Origin of the sequence: Actinomadura sp. BRA 177 (assembly GCF_013372625.1) — a bacterium.
In the GTDB taxonomy this organism is placed as follows: Bacteria; Actinomycetota; Actinomycetes; order Streptosporangiales; family Streptosporangiaceae; genus Spirillospora.
On record NZ_JABXFD010000156.1, the window covers coordinates 1 to 17,307 of the forward strand.

At 73.3% G+C, this 17,307-nt stretch carries 18 protein-coding genes and 1 pseudogene; 13 read left to right on the plus strand and 6 right to left on the minus strand.

The annotated features are described in order from the left end of the window. Both HUX53_RS04750 and HUX53_RS04755 read right to left on the minus strand, forming a co-directional pair. On the minus strand, positions 1-2,081 hold a 2,081-nt coding region (locus HUX53_RS04750; RefSeq protein ID WP_176401945.1), incomplete at its 3' end, for a Mur ligase family protein. A 3-nt stretch (positions 2,082-2,084) separates the two neighbouring features. Next, the gene (locus HUX53_RS04755; RefSeq protein ID WP_176401946.1) at positions 2,085-2,921 is read right to left on the minus strand and encodes a cyanophycinase; all 837 of its coding nucleotides are present in this window, start codon (positions 2,919-2,921) and stop codon (positions 2,085-2,087) included. A 92-nt stretch (positions 2,922-3,013) separates the two neighbouring features. On the opposite strand from HUX53_RS04755, the gene HUX53_RS04760 reads away from it, so the two are divergent. Continuing rightward, the gene (locus HUX53_RS04760; protein ID WP_176401947.1) at positions 3,014-3,655 is read left to right on the plus strand and encodes a QsdR family transcriptional regulator; all 642 of its coding nucleotides are present in this window, start codon (positions 3,014-3,016) and stop codon (positions 3,653-3,655) included. Positions 3,656-3,746: 91 nt separating this feature from the next. Further along, a complete protein-coding gene (locus HUX53_RS04765) occupies positions 3,747-5,111 on the plus strand; it encodes an AarF/ABC1/UbiB kinase family protein (protein WP_176401948.1) in 1,365 nt (454 codons plus the stop codon). Between the two features lie 138 nt (positions 5,112-5,249). On the opposite strand, the gene HUX53_RS04770 is transcribed toward HUX53_RS04765, so the two are convergent. After that, a complete protein-coding gene (locus HUX53_RS04770; protein WP_176401949.1) occupies positions 5,250-6,095 on the minus strand; it encodes a siderophore-interacting protein in 846 nt (281 codons plus the stop codon). A 107-nt stretch (positions 6,096-6,202) separates the two neighbouring features. On the opposite strand from HUX53_RS04770, the gene HUX53_RS04775 reads away from it, so the two are divergent. The 3 genes and pseudogenes from HUX53_RS04775 to HUX53_RS42940 all read left to right on the plus strand — a co-directional run. Next, the gene (locus HUX53_RS04775) at positions 6,203-6,700 is read left to right on the plus strand and encodes a nuclear transport factor 2 family protein (protein ID WP_309237052.1); all 498 of its coding nucleotides are present in this window, start codon (positions 6,203-6,205) and stop codon (positions 6,698-6,700) included. A gap of 106 nt (positions 6,701-6,806) precedes the next feature. Further along, entirely contained in the window at positions 6,807-7,580 is a 774-nt protein-coding gene (locus HUX53_RS04780) for a cyclase family protein (RefSeq protein WP_176401950.1), read from the plus strand. Continuing rightward, a pseudogene (locus tag HUX53_RS42940) lies at positions 7,577-7,831 on the plus strand (thiamine pyrophosphate-binding protein); the annotation flags it as partial. The gene HUX53_RS04780 and the pseudogene HUX53_RS42940, both read left to right, overlap by 4 nt. On the opposite strand, the gene HUX53_RS42945 reads toward HUX53_RS42940, so the two are convergent. Beyond that, the gene (locus HUX53_RS42945; RefSeq protein ID WP_176401951.1) at positions 7,744-8,091 is read right to left on the minus strand and encodes a hypothetical protein; all 348 of its coding nucleotides are present in this window, start codon (positions 8,089-8,091) and stop codon (positions 7,744-7,746) included. The pseudogene HUX53_RS42940 and the gene HUX53_RS42945 overlap by 88 nt on opposite strands. 170 nt (positions 8,092-8,261) lie before the next feature. Between HUX53_RS42945 and HUX53_RS04790 the strand changes: the two genes are divergently transcribed. From HUX53_RS04790 to HUX53_RS04805, 4 genes are all read left to right on the plus strand, one after another. Next, the gene (locus tag HUX53_RS04790; RefSeq protein WP_309237053.1) at positions 8,262-9,158 is read left to right on the plus strand and encodes a thiamine pyrophosphate-dependent enzyme; all 897 of its coding nucleotides are present in this window, start codon (positions 8,262-8,264) and stop codon (positions 9,156-9,158) included. A 186-nt stretch (positions 9,159-9,344) separates the two neighbouring features. Continuing rightward, the gene (locus HUX53_RS04795) at positions 9,345-10,193 is read left to right on the plus strand and encodes an MIP/aquaporin family protein (RefSeq protein ID WP_255204928.1); all 849 of its coding nucleotides are present in this window, start codon (positions 9,345-9,347) and stop codon (positions 10,191-10,193) included. Between the two features lie 36 nt (positions 10,194-10,229). After that, positions 10,230-11,747 carry a glycerol kinase GlpK gene (glpK, locus tag HUX53_RS04800; protein WP_176401952.1) on the plus strand — a complete coding sequence of 506 codons (1,518 nt, stop codon included), beginning with the start codon at positions 10,230-10,232 and terminating at the stop codon, positions 11,745-11,747. Between the two features lie 73 nt (positions 11,748-11,820). Next, complete coding sequence (locus HUX53_RS04805) at positions 11,821-12,657, plus strand: serine protease (protein WP_176401953.1); 837 nt, start codon at positions 11,821-11,823, stop codon at positions 12,655-12,657. A gap of 3 nt (positions 12,658-12,660) precedes the next feature. Here the strand turns inward: HUX53_RS04805 and HUX53_RS04810 are convergent, their stop codons facing one another. Then, the gene (locus HUX53_RS04810; RefSeq protein ID WP_176401954.1) at positions 12,661-13,335 is read right to left on the minus strand and encodes a haloacid dehalogenase type II; all 675 of its coding nucleotides are present in this window, start codon (positions 13,333-13,335) and stop codon (positions 12,661-12,663) included. Next, positions 13,332-14,117, minus strand: coding sequence for a SigB/SigF/SigG family RNA polymerase sigma factor (locus HUX53_RS04815; RefSeq protein ID WP_176401955.1), 786 nt, complete (start codon positions 14,115-14,117; stop codon positions 13,332-13,334). Before HUX53_RS04815 ends, HUX53_RS04810 begins: the two co-directional genes overlap by 4 nt. A gap of 160 nt (positions 14,118-14,277) precedes the next feature. On the opposite strand from HUX53_RS04815, the gene HUX53_RS04820 reads away from it, so the two are divergent. The 4 genes from HUX53_RS04820 to HUX53_RS04835 all read left to right on the plus strand — a co-directional run bounded on the left by HUX53_RS04820 (position 14,278) and on the right by HUX53_RS04835 (position 16,387). Then, entirely contained in the window at positions 14,278-14,739 is a 462-nt protein-coding gene (locus tag HUX53_RS04820) for an SRPBCC family protein (RefSeq protein WP_176401956.1), read from the plus strand. Between the two features lie 21 nt (positions 14,740-14,760). Then, on the plus strand, positions 14,761-15,237 hold the full coding sequence (locus HUX53_RS04825; RefSeq protein WP_176401957.1) for a CrcB family protein: 477 nt from the start codon (positions 14,761-14,763) through the stop codon (positions 15,235-15,237). Continuing rightward, positions 15,234-15,596, plus strand: a complete 363-nt coding sequence (locus HUX53_RS04830; protein WP_176401958.1) for a CrcB family protein — start codon at positions 15,234-15,236, stop codon at positions 15,594-15,596. Before HUX53_RS04825 ends, HUX53_RS04830 begins: the two co-directional genes overlap by 4 nt. Positions 15,597-15,835: 239 nt before the next feature. Further along, positions 15,836-16,387, plus strand: coding sequence for a DUF4142 domain-containing protein (locus HUX53_RS04835; RefSeq protein ID WP_176401959.1), 552 nt, complete (start codon positions 15,836-15,838; stop codon positions 16,385-16,387). Positions 16,388-17,307 lie beyond the last annotated feature (920 nt).

Below are 17,307 nucleotides of genomic sequence, written 5' to 3' on the forward strand. Positions count from 1 at the left end.
GCGTGCCCGCCGAACGCGCCCGCCACCTCGCCGGCCGGCAGGATCCGGGTGCGGCGGTCGCCGCGCGCCTCGGTCAGCCAGCCGTCCGCCACGTAGTAGCCGAGCCCGCCGCCGCGCAGGTGCGCCACCAGGACGGGCGCGTCCGGCGAGAGCGAGAAGTAGCGGATCACCGGGTCGCGGCGCCGCACGGTGGGCCGCCGGGCCAGGCTCGCCGACGCCTCGTCCTCGGCGTTCAGGACCACGTGCCCGCCGCGCCGGATCTCCTCGGCGACCAGCGCCTTGATGTCGAGGAGGTCGTCCACGCACTCGGTGTCGTCCATGCCGAGATGGTCGCGGGTGACGTTGGTGACGACCGCGACGTCGGCGCGGTCGTAGCCGAGGCCGCGCCGGACGATGCCGCCCCGCGCGGTCTCCAGCACCGCCGCCTCCACCGACCGGTCGCCGAGCACCATCTCCGCCGAGCGGGGCCCGGACGCGTCCGACAGGTGGACCAGCCGCCCGCCCACGTGCACGCCCTCGGTGCTGGTCATGCCGGTCCGCCGGCCGTCCAGCTCCAGCATGTGCGCGATCATCCGGACCGTCGTCGTCTTGCCGTTGGTGCCGGTCACCGACACGACCGGGACCCGCGACGGCGTCCCCGCCGGGTACAGCAGGTCGAGGACGTCGCCGGCGACGTCGCGGCCCGCGCCCTCGTGCGGCGCCAGGTGCATGCGCAGGCCGGGCGCGGCGTTCACCTCCAGGATCCCGGCGGCGCCGCGCTCGGCGGGCGGCGGCGAGCCGGCGTCGGGCAGCCGCAGGTCGATGCCGCACACGTCCATCCCGACGGCCGCGGCGGCCCGCACGCACATGGCCGCGAGGTCGGGATGCACGTCGTCGGTCACGTCCCGGCTGGTGCCGCCCGTGGACAGGTTCGCGTTGCGGCGCAGCCACACCCGCTCCCCGGCGGCGGGCACCGATCCGGGGTCGTGCCCCTGCCGCGCCAGCAGCGCCAGCTCGGTGGGGCCGAGCGCCAGCCGGGTCAGCGGCCGGTCGTGGCCCTCGCCGCGCGCCGGGTCGGCGTTCACCCGCTCCACGAGGGCCGTGACCGTCGCCGTCCCGTCGCCGGTCAGGCACGCGGCGGTCAGCTCGGCCGCCGCCGCGACCCGGCCGCCGACCACCAGGACCCGGTAGTCCTTGCCGGGGATGTAGGACTCGACGAGCACCTCGCCCTCGTCCCCGGCCGCGGCGGCGTACGCGGCCACCACCTCCGGCGGCTCGGTCAGCTCGATGTGGACGTTCTCGCCCTGGTGCCCGGCGAGCGGCTTGACGACCACCGGCCCGGCGATGTCGCGGAGCGCTTCGAGGGCCTCCGCCGCCGACGCCGCGACCCGCCCCTCCGGGACGGGCAGTCCCGCGTCGGCGAGCACCCGGTGCGCGAGCCGCTTGTCGCCCGCGACCTCCATCCCGATCGCGGACGTCGTGTCGGTCATCGCGGCCCACACCGTCCGCCGGTACCGCCCGTACCCGAGCCGCAGCAGGTTGAGGTCGTCGACGCGGCGGACCGGCACGCCCCGCGCGCGCGCCGCCCGCGCCAGCGCCGCCGTGCTCACCCCGAGCCGCTCGCACTCGTGCGCGGCGGCGACCTCGGCGAGGTCGCCGGAGGTGTCGGGCACCGCCCCGGTGAGCGCGCCGGTCACGATCCGCACGGCGAGCGCGATCAGCCGCTCGACCACCGGGCTCCCGGCCGGCTCGTCCCGCGGGCATTCCAGGATCACGTCGTACTCGGCGGGACCGCCCGCCCGGACGGTGCGCCCGAAGAAGACCTCGCGGCCGATGAGGCCGGACAGCTCCAGCGTGACGTGCTCGGTGACATGGCCGAAATAGGTGCCGCGCGCCATCGCGTCCAGCAGCCCGCCGGGACGGCCCGCCGAGCAGTGGTGCTCCGCGAGGCCCGGCAGCGCGTCCAGCAGGCGTTCGGCGAAGCCGGGGTGGTCGGTCGTCTCGTGGCCGGCCAGGCCCTGCAGATCGATCCGCGCGATCGCGACGGGACGGGTCAGATAGGTGTTCGGGCCGCTCAGGCGGCGCACATGATCGAGCCGCACGGCTCAGTCCTCCTCGTCCGGGCCGCGCATGTTGCCGATCGCGGGCAGCTTGTCGTTCATCTGGAACGCGCAGCCGGCCGGCAGCAGGTGCAGCGACACGTCGAACATCGCCATCGGCTCGTCGTCGGAGGCGGCGTAGGCGATGGTGGACTGACCGGCGTCCACGACCGTGACCACGCCCGTCCCGACGACCTCGAACTGGCCGTCGCCCACCACGATCGCCGTGTCCTCGTCTATCCCGACGCCCAGCAGGCGGGTGTCCAGCGCTATGCCGCTCATCAGCCGCGGCAGCCGGCCGCGCTCGTTGAAATGCATGTCGATCAGCACGTTGTCGAGCAGGCCGAGCCCGGGCCCGACCTTCACGCTGGACGCGGCGACCTCGTGGCCGTGCCCGCCCAGGATCATCCAATGGCCCATCGCGGTCGCGCCCGCGCTCGTCCCCGCGATGACCAGGCCCTCCTGGTCCAGGCGGCGCTTCAGCAGCTCGTTGGTCTTCGACCCGACCAGGGTCCGGATGCGGGACTGGTCGCCGCCGCTGAACAGCACGCCCGTCGCCGCCTCCAGCGCCCGCAGCGTCGCCGGGTCGTCGGCGGCGGCCCGGCCGAGCAGCCGCAGCTCCCGCACCGACGGCACGCCGAGCCGCCCGAACACCGCCGTGTACTCCTCGGCGACCTCCTCGGGGACCTCCGTCGCCGTCGTCACGACCACGATCCGCGCGTCCTCGGCCCCGGACAGCTCGACGAACGTCTCCAGCGGCCCCGACCCGCAGGTCCGGTTCTCCGCCCCACCGATGATCAGCAGCCGGCCCTTGCGTCCGGCACCCCCATGTTTGTCCTTCACACCAGCGCACTACCCTTTGATCACCCCGGGTAGTCGCGCGATCGCGAGGAGCCCCGGCCGGGGCGGCCCGGCCGCTGTGCCATGCTGTGCGGATGAGCGGCAGCCCCGTTCCCCCGGACGCGCCGGGCCGCCGGAACCCGGCCGGGCCGTCCGCCGCGCTCGCCGCCGCGTCCGCGCACGACCTGCGGGGCGAGCCGATCGACATGTCCGCGCTGGCCGCCGAGCTGGGCGTCGGGCGCGCGACCCTCTACCGGTGGGTCGGCAGCCGCGAGCAGCTCCTCGGCTCGGTCCTCGCGGAGATGACCGAGCGCACCTACCAGGTCGCGGTGCGGGACGTGGGCGGACGCGGCGCGGAGCGGATCCTCACCGTCCTGGAACGCTTCATGAGCGCGGTCGTGACCGCGGCGCCGCTGAAGGCGTTCACCGAGCGCGAGCCGCGGCTGTTCATCCGGCTGGCCACCATGCCCGGCACCATCGAGGACCGCGCGACCGAGCTGCTGACCCGCGAGCTGCAGGCCGAGATCGACCGCGGCGCACTGTGCGTCCCGCTGCCCACCCGGACGCTCGCGCAGGCGATCGTCCGCGTCGCCGACTCCTTCATGTACGCCCACTACCTGGGCGGGAACCGGCCGGAGATCGACCAGGCGCTGGAGGTGGTGCAGCTCCTGCTGCGCCCGTGCGCGCCCGGCGCGGCGGCGTCCGGCCGGGAATCTTCGGGCCCGGCCGGACGCTGAATCTTTAAGGGCGGGTGACCACTTTGTGGCTTCCGCCCGCCATGAGAGGCTTAGTCATTGGACGCATCGTCGAAAGAGGGACGGCCGGGCCGTGAGTGACATCCCCCGCCGCGCGGTGACGCGCACCGCCAAGCTGGCGACCCTCCCGCTGGGGTTCGCCGGCCGCACCGCCCTCGGGCTCGGCAAGCGGACGCTCGGCCGCCCCGCCGAGGCCGTCGCGCTGGAGGTGCAGCGCCGCACCGCCGAGCAGCTGTTCGCCGTGCTCGGCGAGCTCAAGGGCGGCGCGATGAAGGTCGGCCAGCTGCTGTCGATCTTCGAGGCCGGGCTGCCCGAGGAGATCGCCGGCCCGTTCCGCGCCAGCCTCACCCGCCTGCAGGAGTCGGCGCCCCCGATGCCCGCCGCCACGACCCACAAGGTGCTCGCCGAGGGCCTCGGCGACGACTGGCGCGACCACTTCGCCGAGTTCGACGACCGCCCGGCCGCCGCCGCGTCCATCGGGCAGGTCCACAAGGCCGTCTGGCACGACGGCCGCACCGTCGCGGTCAAGGTCCAGTACCCCGGCGCCGCGCAGGCGCTGATGAGCGACTTCAACCAGATCTCCCGGCTCAGCCGCCTGTTCACCCCGCTGTTCCCCGGCGTCGAGGTCAAGCCGGTCATCGCCGACCTCAAGCGCCGCCTGGAGAAGGAACTCGACTACGTCGACGAGGCCCGCGCGCAGACCGCGTTCCACGACGCCTACGCCGGCGACCCCGACTTCGCCGTCCCCGCCGTCGTCGCCCAGTCCGGCAACGTGCTGGTCACCGAGTGGCTGGACGGCACCCCGCTCGCCAAGGTCATCGCCGAGGCCGGCCAGGACACCCGCGACCGCGCCGGCCTCCTGCTGTTCCGCTTCCTGCTGTCCGGCCCGGCCCGCTGCGAGATGATCCACATCGACCCGCACCCGGGCAACTTCCGCCTGCTGGACGACGGCCGCCTCGGCGTCCTGGACTTCGGCGGCGCCGCCCGCGTCCCCGCGGAACTCCAGTGGTCGATCGGCCGCCTGCTGCGCATCGGCACCCTCGGCGACCCCGACGAGATCGTCGACGCCCTCTGCGACGAGGGCTTCCTCGTCCCCGAGGCCGAGGTCGACCCCGCGGAGATCGCCGACCTCGTCGCCCCGCACGCCGCCCCCTTCGCCGTGGAGCGCTTCCGCTACTCCCGCGAATGGCTCCGCGAGCAGACCGCCCGCGGCCTCGGCCTCGCCTCCGACATGCGCCCCGGCGCCCTGGCCCGCGCCTTCCGCCTCCCGCCCCAGTACCTCGCCGTCAGCCGCGCCCTGTCCGGCTGCGGCGGCGTCCTGTGCCAGCTGGAGGCCGAGGGCGCCTTCCGCGCCGAAGCCGAGCACTGGCTCCCCGGCTTCGCCGACGACGATGAAGACCCCGAAGACCTCCCCGACCAAACCCAAGCCACGGCCTGAAAGGCAGGGCGGCGGCCCCGGTGCGCGGGATTACGTGGTGAGACACTCCCGCGCGGCGAAGGGCGCCCTCCCCTTGCGCCAGGGCGTGATTACGAGGCGACCGGAGCGAGCGCAGCGAGCGCAGGGCGCCTCTGGTTTTTAGGCGAGGGCGGCCGCTTCCTCTTGTTCCACTTGGTGGTTCCAGTCTCGCTTGCTGGACTGCCAGCCGTCCTCGTCGCGGCCGCGGCGCCAGTAGCCGGAGATCGAGAGCTGGGCCATGGGGAGGCCGCGGTCGACGCGGAGGTGGCGGCGGAGGGCCTTGACGAAGTTCGCCTCGCCGTGGACGAAGGCGTGCACCTCGCCGTCCGGGAAGTCGAGTTTCTGGACGGCCTCGACCAGCAGGTCGCCGACCTGGCCGGCGCCGCGGTGCAGCCAGACGACCTCGGTGCCGTCCGGCGCGGCGAGGCTCTGCTCCTCTTCGGGGCCCGCGACCTCGATGAAGACGCGGGCGGGTGCGCCGTCCGGGACGCGTTCGAGGGCGGTGGCGATCGCGGGGATCGCGCTCTCGTCGCCGGCGAGGAGGTGCCAGCCGGCGTCGGCGCGGGGCGCGTAGGCGCCGCCGGGGCCGTTGAAGAAGATCTCGTCACCGGGCCGGGCGTTCGCCGCCCAGGGGCCGGCGAGGCCCTTGTCGCCGTGGTGGACGAAGTCGATCGTCAGCTCGCCCGCCTCCGCGTCCCACGCGCGGACGGTGTAGGTGCGGGTGCTGGGCCACTGCTCGCGCGGCAGCTCGGCGCGCACCTTCTCCATGTCGAAGGGCTCGGGGTAGGCGACGTCGGGGCGCGGGAACAGCAGCTTCACGTAGTGGTCGGTGAACTCGCCGGCGCCGAAGCCCGCGAGCCCGTCGCCGCCGAGGACCACGCGGATCATGTGCGGGGTGAGGCGCTCGGTGCGCAGCACCGTGCCGCGGTGGAGCGTGCGGCCCTTGCGTACCGGTTCCGTCGCCATGCAGTCCTCCGATGATGTGGATCACAGTACTTAGGTAACCCTAACCTGTTGGGCCGCCCGATTTGTTCCAGGCTCTCGATCGGCGGCGGCCGCCGGGTTACCGTCTGGTGGGCGGCCCGGCGACGCGGACGGTGATGGGATTGGCGCTCAGCACGCAGACGATGACGGACGAGCAGCGCAAGTCGGTGGCGCTGGAGTACCTCAAGGGATTCGACAACGGCGGCGTCACCTCGGACGGCTCGCCGCTCCTGGACCTTTTCGCGGGCGACGCGCAGGTGTACTTCCCGAAGTGGGGGCTCGCCACCGGCACGGACGAGATCGGCCGGCTCTTCGGCGACGTCGGGGCCACGATCAAGGCGATCCGGCACCACTACGCCTCGTTCAATTGGATCTTCTCCGGCGGCGACACGCTGGTGTGCGAGGGGACCAGCCACGGGGAGCACCGGGACGGGCCGTGGCGGGCGGGCGTCCCCGAGTGGGGCGCCGGCCGGTGGTGCGACGTGTTCGAGATCCGCGACTGGAAGATCCAGCGCGTGTTCATCTACCTCGACCCCGACTACGCCGGCGCCGACACCGGGCGGTACCCCTGGCTCCGGGACGAGTGATCGAAGAACCCGGTGCGGGCTGGGGCGGAGGGCCTTCTGAACAGGGGCATCTGCGGTACGTTCAGGGAAACCTCGCGCCCCTCAGCCGCCCGTGCCCGGAGGACCGATGTCCGTTCTCGCCCAGTTGCTCACCGCCGTCGCCGATGGCTCGGTGGAGATCGTCGACCTGACCGCGCCGCTGTCGGAGCGGACGCCGATCCTCCAGCTCCCCGAGCCGTTCGCCAACACCGTGCCGTTCCGGCTCAAGGAGATCAGCAGGTACGACGACCGCGGTCCCGCCTGGTACTGGAACGACATCGAGACCGGCGAGCACGTCGGCACCCACTTCGACGCGCCCGTGCACTGGGCCACCGGCCGCGACGGCGAGGACGTCTCGCAGGTCCCGCCCGCGCGCCTCGTCGCCCCCGCCGTGGTGCTGGACGTGTCCGAGCGGGTGGCGGGCGACCCCGACTTCCTGCTGGAGATCGACCACGTCCGCGACTGGGAGAAGGCCAACGGCCCGCTCCCGGACGGCGGCTGGCTCCTCTACCGGACGGGCTGGGACGCCCGCTCCGGCGACCAGGGCGACTTCCTCAACGCCGACGAGAACGGCCCGCACACGCCGGGGATCTCCGCCGAGTGCGCCCGGTGGCTCGCCGAGGAGACCCCCGTCCTCGGCCTCGGCACCGAGACCGTCGGCACCGACGCGGGCGCCGCGCACGGCTTCGACCCGCCGTTCCCCTGCCACTCCTACTTCCTCGGCGCGGGCAAGTACGGCCTCACCCAGCTGCAGAACCTGGCGCGGCTGCCGGCCCGCGGCGCGGTGCTGCTGGCCTCGCCGCTGCCGATCGTCGGCGGCTCCGGCAGCCCCGCCCGCGTCCTCGCGCTGATCGAGCGATGAACGTCGCGGAGGCCGTCGGGCGGGCCCTCGCGCGGCTCGGCGCCGACACCGTCTTCGGGGTCGTCGGCAGCGGCAACTTCCACGTCACCAACGCGCTGGTCGCGAACGGCGCCCGGTTCGTCGCCGCCCGGCACGAGGGCGGCGCCGCGACGATGGCGGACGCCTACGCGCGGGTGAGCGGCGGCCTCGGCGTCCTCAGCGTCCACCAGGGGCCCGGCCTCACCAACGCCGTCACCGGCATCGCCGAGGCCGCCAAGAGCCGGACGCCGCTGCTGGTCGTCGCGGGCGAGACGGCCGCCGCCGCGGTCCGCTCCAACTTCCGCATCGACCAGGCCGCGATCGCCGCGGCCGTCGGCGCCGTCCCCGAGCGGGTCCACTCGCCGCAGAGCGCGCTCGACGACGTGGCCCGCGCCTGCCGGACCGCGGTCGCCGAGCGCCGCACCGTGCTGCTCGGGCTGCCGCTGGACGTGCAGGGCGCCGAACTGCCGGACGAGGCCGAGCGCCGGGCCACCGCGCCGCAGCGCTGCCCGGTGTTTCCTGCGCCTGCGAGCTCTCGGCCGGTGCGCGCGCCTCAGGTCCCGCCGCTGCCGGTGCCGCCGCCTGCAGCGCGTCGGCGAGCCGGGCGACCCGTTCGCGCTGGACGTCAGCGGCGGGTTCGCGACGCCGGCCGCCGCGGACCTGATCCGCCGCGCCGACCTGGTCGTCGGCTGGGGCTGCTCGCTGACCATGTGGACGACCCGGCACGGCGCCCTCATCGGCGCGGACGCGAAGGTCGTGCAGGTCGACGTGGACGCCCGCGCCCTCGGCGCGCACCGCCCGGTCGACCTCGGCCTGATCGGCGACGCCGCCGAGACCGCGCGGGCCGTGCTCGCCGAGCTGGCGCAGCGCGGCCACACGGCCACCGGCTACCGGACGCCCGAGGTGGCGGAGCGGCTCGCCCGCGAAGGCCGCTGGCAGGACGTCCCGTACGAGGAGCACCCGGCCGCCGAGGACGACGCCGGCGGCCCCCGCATCGACCCCCGGACGCTGACGATCGCGCTCGACCGGATGCTGCCCCGGGAGCGGACGGTCGCCGTCGACTCGGGCAACTTCATGGGCTACCCGGCGATGTTCCTGGACGTCCCCGACGGCGACGGGCTCGTGTTCACCCAGGCGTTCCAGTCGGTCGGGCTCGGCCTCGCCACCGCGATCGGCGCCGCCGTGGCCCGGCCCGACCGGCTCACCGTCGCCGCGCTCGGCGACGGCGGCGCGCTGATGGCGGCGCCGGAGCTGGAGACCGCCGTCCGGCTCGGGCTGGGGCTGCTCGTGGTCGTCTACGACGACGAGGCGTACGGCGCGGAGGTGCACCACTTCGGCCCCGGCGGGCATCCGCTGGACACGGTGACGTTCCCGCCGGCGGATCTGGCCGCCATCGGACGCGGCTTCGGCTGCGCGGCGGCGACCGTCCGGCGCGCGGACGACCTGGCCGCCGTCGCCGACTGGCTGGCGGGCCCGCGCGACCGGCCGATGGTCGTGGACGCCAAGGTCACCCGGAACCGTCCCGCCTGGTGGCTGGCGGAGGCGTTCCGCGGCCACTGACCGCGGATCGGCCGAATAGCGGGGCCCCTCCTGGGAAAGATCACGCCATCGCGGACATGGGGCCGGGGGTGTGATGGACGGCGCAGGGTGTCGACATTGTCGTCACAGACCCGTTGACCGGGCCTGTCGGGCGTACTTACGTTCGCGGCGGTTGTGCCTTACGTCACCCACCCTGGAGGAGGAACGATGACGCGACGGCCATGGGCCCCGGAGATCGTCCGGGAGATGATCGCGGAGTTCCTCGGCACGATGATCCTGATCCTGTTCGGCTGCGGCGTCGTCGCCCAGGTCATCGCGGGCAGCGGCCTCGGCGACCCGCAGAGCCTCGGCGACCATGACAGCATCGCCTGGGCGTGGGGCTTCGCGGTGACGCTGGGCGTCTACACCTGCGCGCGGATCAGCGGCGGGCACATCAACCCGGCGGTGACCCTCGCCTTCGCCGTCTTCTGGGACTTCCCGTGGCGCAAGGTGCTGCCGTACTGCTTCGCGCAGACGTTCGGCGCCTTCATCGGCGCGCTGATCGTCCGGTGGAACTACACCGAGATCCTCAACAAGTTCGACCCGGGCCTGACGACCAAGACGCAGTTCGTGTTCTCCACGATGCCCGGCAACGGGTCGCTGCCGATCCACACCTGGGGCGCGTTCCGCGACCAGATCATCGGCACCGCGATCCTGCTGTTCCTCGTCCTCGCCCTCGTCGACCTGCGCAACGCGCCGCCGCTGGCCAACCTGGCCCCGCTCATCATCGGGTTCATCGTGGTGGCGATCGGGATGGCGTTCGGCTCGGCCGCCGGGTACGCGATCAACCCGGCCCGCGACTTCGGTCCCCGGCTCGCCCAGTACATCACCGGATACGGGAACGCGTGGCGAGACCAGTACGGGGACTTCTATTTCTGGGTGCCGATCGCCGCGCCACTGATCGGCGGCCTCCTCGGCGCGGGCCTCTACGTCTGGCTCATCGGGCGCAACATCCCGGACGACGAGGAGGAAGTGCCCCCGGGGCGCGAGCCCACCCTGGACACGGAAAATCCCTGACGCGGTCCCGCCCGCCGGAAGAAAAGGAGACGTTCAATGGCCGACTTCGTCGGAGCGCTCGACCAGGGCACGACGAGCACCCGTTTCATGGTCTTCGACCACGGCGGCAACGAGGTCGCCCGGCACCAGCTGGAGCACGAGCAGATCCTGCCGCGTGCGGGCTGGGTCGAGCACAATCCGACCGAGATCTGGGAGCGGACCCGCGCCGTCGTCCAGTCTGCGCTGAACAAGGCGAACCTGGGCCACGACGATCTGGCCGCGGTCGGCATCACCAACCAGCGCGAGACGGCCGTGGTGTGGAACCGGCGCACCGGCCGCCCGTACTACAACGCGATCGTCTGGCAGGACACCCGCACCGACCGCATCGCGTCCGCGCTCGAACGCGACGGGCGGGGCGAGACGATCCGGCACCGCGCCGGGCTGCCGCCCGCCACGTACTTCTCCGCCGGCAAGGTCCAGTGGATCCTGGAGAACGTCGACGGGGTCCGGGAGGCCGCCGAGAACGGCGACGCGATCTTCGGGAACATGGACACGTGGGTGCTGTGGAACCTCACCGGCGGGACGGACGGCGGCGTCCACGTCACCGACCCGACCAACGCCAGCCGCACCATGCTGATGGACCTGGAGACCCTCTCCTGGGACGACGAGCTCCTGTCGTTCTTCGGCATCCCCCGCTCGATGCTGCCGGAGATCCGGCCGTCCTCCACGTCCGACGCCTACGGGCTCACGCGTCCGGACGGCCCGTTCGGCGGCGAGGTGCCGCTGACCGGCATCCTCGGCGACCAGCAGGCCGCGACCGTGGGGCAGGTGTGCTTCGCGCCCGGCGAGGCCAAGAACACCTACGGCACCGGCAACTTCCTGCTGCTCAACACCGGTGAGGAACTCGTCCGCTCCAAGGCCGGGATGCTCACGACCGTCTGCTACAAGTTCGGCGACCACCCGACCGTGTTCGCGCTGGAGGGGTCGATCGCGGTGACGGGGTCGGCGGTGCAGTGGCTGCGGGACCAGCTCGGCATCATCTCCGGCGCCGCCGAGAGCGAGCCGCTGGCCAGGCAGGTCCAGGACAACGGCGGCGTGTACTTCGTCCCGGCGTTCTCCGGCCTGTTCGCGCCGTACTGGCGGTCGGACGCGCGCGGCGCGATCGTCGGGCTGTCCCGGTTCAACACCAACGCCCACCTGGCCCGCGCCACCCTGGAGTCGATCTGCTACCAGTCCCGCGACGTGGTCGAGGCGATGCGCGAGGACTCCGGCGTCTCCCTGGACGTGCTCAAGGTCGACGGCGGCGTCACCGCCAACGAGCTGTGCATGCAGATGCAGGCCGACATCCTCGGCGTCCCCGTCTCCCGCCCGGTCGTCGCGGAGACCACCGCGCTGGGCGCCGCCTACGCCGCGGGCCTGGCCGTCGGGTTCTGGAACACCACCGACGAGCTCCGCCAGAACTGGAACGAGGACAGGCGCTGGGAGCCCACCTGGACCGACGAGCAGCGCGAGGAGGGCTACGCGGGCTGGAAGAAGGCGGTCGAGCGCACCTACGGCTGGGTGGACGTGGATTGACGCGGCGGTCCTTCTCATCGGGACGGAGATGATCTAGCATCCGAGCTCTGGCCCGCCGAGAGAGGATCCCCGCATGCCCCGACGCCTCGCCGCCGCCGCTCTCGCCGTCGCCGCGGCCGGGGGGACGCTCACCGCGAGCACCGCGCAGGCCGCGCCCGTCCCGCACCAGGGCCGGGCGGCGGTCGACTTCACCGGGATCGTCGCGCTCAGCAACTGCTCGGGGTCGCTCGTGCGGGGGCCGCGCTCCCGCGACACCGACGCGGCGCTGGTCCTGACCAACGGCCACTGCCTGGAGTCCGGCATGCCGAAGTCCGGCGAGGTCGTCGTGGACCAGCCGTCGTCCAGGACGTTCCGGCTCCTCGACCGGACGGGCGAGGGCGACCTCGGCACCCTCCGGGCGACCAGGGTCGAGTACGCCACGATGACCGACACCGACGTCACCGTCTACCGGCTGAACACGACCTACGCCGCGATCCGGCAGCGGTACGGCGTCTCCGCGCTGCGGCTTTCCACGGCCAGGCCGCGCGAGGGCACCGAGATCCGGGTCGTCTCCGGCTACTGGCGGACGATCTACGGCTGCAAGATCGACGCGACCGTGTACCGGCTGCGCGAGGCCGGCTGGACGTGGAAGGACTCGATCCGGTACACGCCGCAGTGCGAGACGATCCACGGTACGTCCGGCTCGCCGGTCATCGACGCCCGCACACACCACGTCGTCGGCGTCAACAACACCGGCAACGACGACGGCGAGCGCTGCACGCTCAACAACCCCTGCGAGGTCGCCCGCGACGGCCGGATCACCGTCCGCCACGGCACCCACTACGGCCAGCAGACCTACCAGCTCGCCCGCTGCCTCGGCAAGGGCAACGACGTCGTGCTGAACCGGACGTGCGCACTGCCCAAGCCCTGACGGCTAGCCGTCGTCCAGGGCGAGCAGCCGGTCCACCACCTCGATGAGGTCGTCGCCGGTCACGTCCGGCGGCTCGAACACCTCGCCGTAGCGGCCTTCGAGCCTGCTGACCCACCCGGTGACGAGCCCGGCCCGCTTGGCGCCGTGGCAGTCCCAGGCGTGCGCGGCGACCAGCGCGATCCGGTCGCCGGGCACGCCCGTCACGGCGGCGGCGTGCCGGTAGACGATCGGCGGCGGCTTCCACCGGCCGACCTCCTCCACCGTGATCACCCGGTCGACGAGGCCGGTGATCCCCGCCCGCTCCAGGAACGCCGTCGTCGTGTCGCGGGCGCCGTTGGTCAGGCACACCGCCGGGACGCCCGCGTCCGCGAGGCGCCGCAGCGCGGGCTCCACGTCGGGATGGGCGGGCAGCGTCGCGAACCCGTCCAGGACGTGCGCGACGGCCGCGTCGTCCGCGCGGTATCCGGAGACGGCGCGCAGCGCGCCCTCCGCGACCGCCCGGAACGGCCGGTAGTCGCCCGCCGCCGTCAGCGCCATGCCGTCGCGCAGCGTCCGGGCGAACCAGGTCTCCAGCGCCCCGCCGGGCAGGCCGATGCCGGAGAACCGCGCCCGCAGCGGATCCAGCGGCATCAGCGTCTCGATCACGTCGAACGCGACGAGCCGCGGCCGTGCGCTCATCCCTCCGCCAGCAGCCCCATGCGGAGGCGGTCGAGGGTGGCGCGCAGCAGCCGGGACACGTGCATCTGGGACAGGCCGATCTGCTCGGCGATCTGCGTCTGGGTCTTGTTGCCGAAGAAGCGCAGCAGCAGGATCGTCCGCTCGCGTTCGGGCAGGTCGTCGATCAGCGGGCCCAGGGCGTGGCCGTCGATGAAGGCGTCGAGCGCCGGGTCGTCGGAGCCGAGGTATTCGCCCACCGTGCCGTTCTCGCCGCTGGACGAGCCGTCGGCCGGTGCTTCCAGGGACAGCGGCCGGTAGGCGTCGCAGGCGATGATGACCTCGACGGTCTCCTCCTCGGTGATGCCCATCAGGTCGGAGATCTCGCCGGTCGTGGGGGAGCGGCCGTGCTCGCGCGTGTAGTCCTGCACGGTGCGCTGCAGGATCGGCCGCAGCTCCTGGATGCGCCGCGACACCCGGATGCCCCACGTCTTGTCGCGGAAGTGCCGCTTCACCTCGCCGGTCACCACCGGGTAGGCGTAGGTGACGAAGCGGTCGCCGATGCCCGGGTCGAACCGGTTGATGGCCTTGACCAGCCCGAGGTAGGCGACCTGCTGCAGGTCGTCCAGGGGTTCACCGCGGTTGGCGTACCGGCGCGCCACACCGCGGACCAGCGGAACGTGCATGTCGACGATGCGCGCCCGCAGCCGCTCTCTCCGGGGATCGTCCTCCGGAAGCCCGTTCATCTCCGCCAGCAGGATCTCGGTCTGCCCGTCATTGAAGCGGGTGGTCTGCGCCGACGTCATGCGGATGCTCTCCTTTGCGGACGAGGCCGGCGAGGGCAGGGGGCTATCGCTCGGTGCGCCTCCCCTACCCGTCCGGGAGGCGATCACACTGCCGCGCCGGGGTTGTGCGGATAGACGCACGTCAGGCGGGTAACCGGGCGGTGAGGCAGGAGGTGCAGCCGTGAGCACGATCACCGAATCGGTCAACGTCACCGTCCCGATCCGCACCGCCTACGACCAGTGGACGCAGTTCGAGACGTTCCCGCGGTTCATGGACGGCGTCGAGGAGGTCCGCCAGCTGGACGACACGACCCTGCACTGGACGACGCGGATCGCCGGCGTCACCCGCGAGTTCGACGCGCGCATCACCGAGCAGCTGCCCGACGAGCGGGTCGCCTGGAAGTCCCTGGACGGCCCGACCCACGCCGGCGTGGTGACGTTCCACCGGCTGGACGAGACCACCACCCGGATCACCGCGCAGCTGGAGATCGACCCGGCGGGCTTCGCCGAGAAGGCCGGGGACCGGCTCGGCGCGCTGACGCACCGCGTGCGGGGCGACCTGCGGCGGTTCAAGACCTTCATCGAGTCGCGCGGCGTGCAGACCGGCGGCTGGCGCGGCCAGGTCGACCGCCCCGACCCCTGACCGCCGGTAGATTGACATGCCATGCCCCGCCCTCCCGTGGACCCCGATGTCGATCTGCACGTGCCGGCGCAGCGCGCCGAGCTGCGGCGGGCGCCGTGGGGGACGCTGGGGGCGATCTCGGCGGGCGGTGTCCTCGGGGCGCTCGCCCGGTACGGGCTGATCAGCGCGTTCCAGTACCGGCCGGGGGAGTTCCCGTGGCCGGTGTTCTGGGTGAACGTCTCGGGCTGCCTGCTGATCGGCGTGCTGATGGTGCTGATCGCCGAGCCGCGGCGGGCGCACCGGCTGCTCCGGCCGTTCCTCGGGGTGGGGGTGCTCGGCGGCTACACCACGTTCTCGACCTACACCGTGGACATCCAGCGGGCGGTGGAGCACGGCGCGCCGCGGGTCGGGCTGGCGTACCTCGCGCTGACGCTCGCCGCCGCGCTCGCCGCCGTCCTCGCCGGAGCGCGGCTGACCAGGGCGCTGATCCGCCGCCGGGGCGGGGAGGACGGCGAGTGACGCTCCTGCTGATCGCGCTGGGCGCGGCGTTCGGCGCTCCGCTGCGCTACCTGACCGACCGCGCGGTCCAGGCCCGGCACGACTCGGTGTTCCCCTGGGGGACGTTCACCGTCAACGTCGCGGGTTCGTTCCTGCTGGGCCTCCTGGCGGCGCTGCCGGCGGACGGCGGCGTGATGGCCTTCGCCGGGACGGGTTTCTGCGGCGCCCTCAGCACGTACTCCACGTTCGGTTACGAGACGCTGCGGCTGGCCGAGACCGGGGCCCGCTCCTACGCGGTGCTGAACGCCGCGGCCAGCATCGCCGCGGGGCTGGGTGCCGCCTACTGCGGCATGGTGGTCGCCCAGGCGCTGACCGGGTGAAGGGCGCTGACCGGGTGAAATGTGGTGCGGCCCAGGCTCGCAGTTCGGGGCACTTGGCTCCGAGCTCGCGAGTGGGCCGCGAGGTGACTCTGCCCATATGGCCGTGTCCGTAAACCGGAAGGTGTCTGAAGTGTCGCGTGCGGGTCAGGGGAACGTTCCGCGCGCGGCCCGGCCACGGCGCCCGCGAACCGGCGGCCGGGCGGCACATGGGACGGGCGGTCACGGGTAGCAGCCACGGCATGACGCGTTCACGCCTGCTCGCCCTCGCGCTCGCCGCCGCCGCGGTCGTCGCCGCACCCGCGGCGTGCAGCACCGAGGCCCATGACACGCGGCCGGACCGGAGCCTGCCGTCGTCCCCGCTGCCGGGCAACGAGCAGGACAGGACGTGGCTGAAGAGCGCGCACCAGGCGAACCTCGCGGAGATCAGCGCGGGCCAGATCGCGCAGGAGAAGGGCACCACGACCGAGATCAGGTCGCTGGGCCAGATGATCACGCAAGATCACCGCGCGCTCGACGAGCAGCTGAAGCAGCTGGCGGGCCGCCTCGGCGTGGAGGTCCCGAGGTCGCCGACCGCCCAGCAGCAGCTGACGCTCGACGAGCTGAAGAGCTCCTCGGGCCGCTCGTTCGACAACCAATGGCTCATCGCCATGGCGCACGCCCACGAGAAGGCCATCGCCGCGACGAAGACCGAGATCTCCATGGGCTCGGCCGAGGTGAAGGCCCTCGCGGAGAAGGCCCTTCCCGTACTGGAGAAGCACCTGGCGAGGATCAAGGTGGCCCAGGGGGGCTAGCGGATGCGCGTCCTGGTGGCCGGATGGCCGAGCTTCCTGCACGGTGAGGCCACGGCGGGCGACGTCCTGGCCATGGAGGCCGTGCGGCGCGGGCTCGCCGGGGCGGACGTCGAGTGCGACCTGGCGTGGAGCCCCGTCTTCCGGCCGGGCGGCCTGGACCTCGGCCGCGCCGACCCCGCCTCCTACAGCCATCTCGTGTTCGCCTGCGGGCCGCTGCACGGACCGCAGATCGAGGAGCTGCACCGCCGGTACGCGCGCTGTACCCGTATCGCCGTGGGCGTCTCGGTCATCGATCCGGACGACCCGGCGGTGGCGGGGTTCGACGCGGTCCTCGCCCGTGACACGCCCGCCGAGGCGCCGCGGCACGATCTGGCCGCGCTGCCGGCGACGCCGTCCGTGCCCGTGGTCGGGGTCGTCCTCGCGCCGGGCCAGGAGGAGTACGCGGGGCGGCGGCTGCACGACCGGATCCAGCGGGAGCTGACGGACTGGCTCGGCGCGCGCGAGTGCGCGCGGCTGCCCCTGGACACGCGGCTGGATCCGCGCGACTGGCGCCTGTTCGGCACGGCGGCCGAGCTGGAGTCGGCGCTGCGCAGGCTCGACCTGGTGGTGACGACGCGGCTGCACGGGCTCGTCCTGGCGCTGAAGAACGGCGTCCCCGCGCTGGCCGTGGACCCGGTCGGCGGCGGCGCGAAGGTGACCGCGCAGGCGCGGGCGTGGTCGTGGCCCGCCGTCGTGACGGTGCCGGAGCGGGCGGGGGAGCGGGGGCCGCTCCTGGACGCCGCGGAGCTCGACCGGCGGCTGTCTCGTACACACATCTGACGCTGCCGACGAAGAGGCACGTGTAGATCCTGGTGGTGCCCGACCTATATAAAAACCAGAACCACACCATACCACAACAAACCCAAACACAAAAACAATCC

What these genes read in the sequence shown, in the direction of transcription:
- HUX53_RS04760 (WP_176401947.1), top strand. Translation starts at nt 3,014, where the DNA reads ATGAGCGGCAGCCCCGTTCCCCCGGACGCGCCGGGCCGCCGGAACCCG.
- HUX53_RS04795 (WP_255204928.1), top strand. Translation starts at nt 9,345, where the DNA reads ATGACGCGACGGCCATGGGCCCCGGAGATCGTCCGGGAGATGATCGCG.
- HUX53_RS04810 (WP_176401954.1), bottom strand. Translation starts at nt 13,335, where the DNA reads ATGAGCGCACGGCCGCGGCTCGTCGCGTTCGACGTGATCGAGACGCTG.
- glpK (WP_176401952.1), top strand. Translation starts at nt 10,230, where the DNA reads ATGGCCGACTTCGTCGGAGCGCTCGACCAGGGCACGACGAGCACCCGT.
- HUX53_RS04805 (WP_176401953.1), top strand. Translation starts at nt 11,821, where the DNA reads ATGCCCCGACGCCTCGCCGCCGCCGCTCTCGCCGTCGCCGCGGCCGGG.
- HUX53_RS04815 (WP_176401955.1), bottom strand. Translation starts at nt 14,117, where the DNA reads ATGACGTCGGCGCAGACCACCCGCTTCAATGACGGGCAGACCGAGATC.
- HUX53_RS04770 (WP_176401949.1), bottom strand. Translation starts at nt 6,095, where the DNA reads ATGGCGACGGAACCGGTACGCAAGGGCCGCACGCTCCACCGCGGCACG.
- HUX53_RS04825 (WP_176401957.1), top strand. Translation starts at nt 14,761, where the DNA reads ATGCCCCGCCCTCCCGTGGACCCCGATGTCGATCTGCACGTGCCGGCG.
- HUX53_RS04780 (WP_176401950.1), top strand. Translation starts at nt 6,807, where the DNA reads ATGTCCGTTCTCGCCCAGTTGCTCACCGCCGTCGCCGATGGCTCGGTG.
- HUX53_RS04835 (WP_176401959.1), top strand. Translation starts at nt 15,836, where the DNA reads ATGACGCGTTCACGCCTGCTCGCCCTCGCGCTCGCCGCCGCCGCGGTC.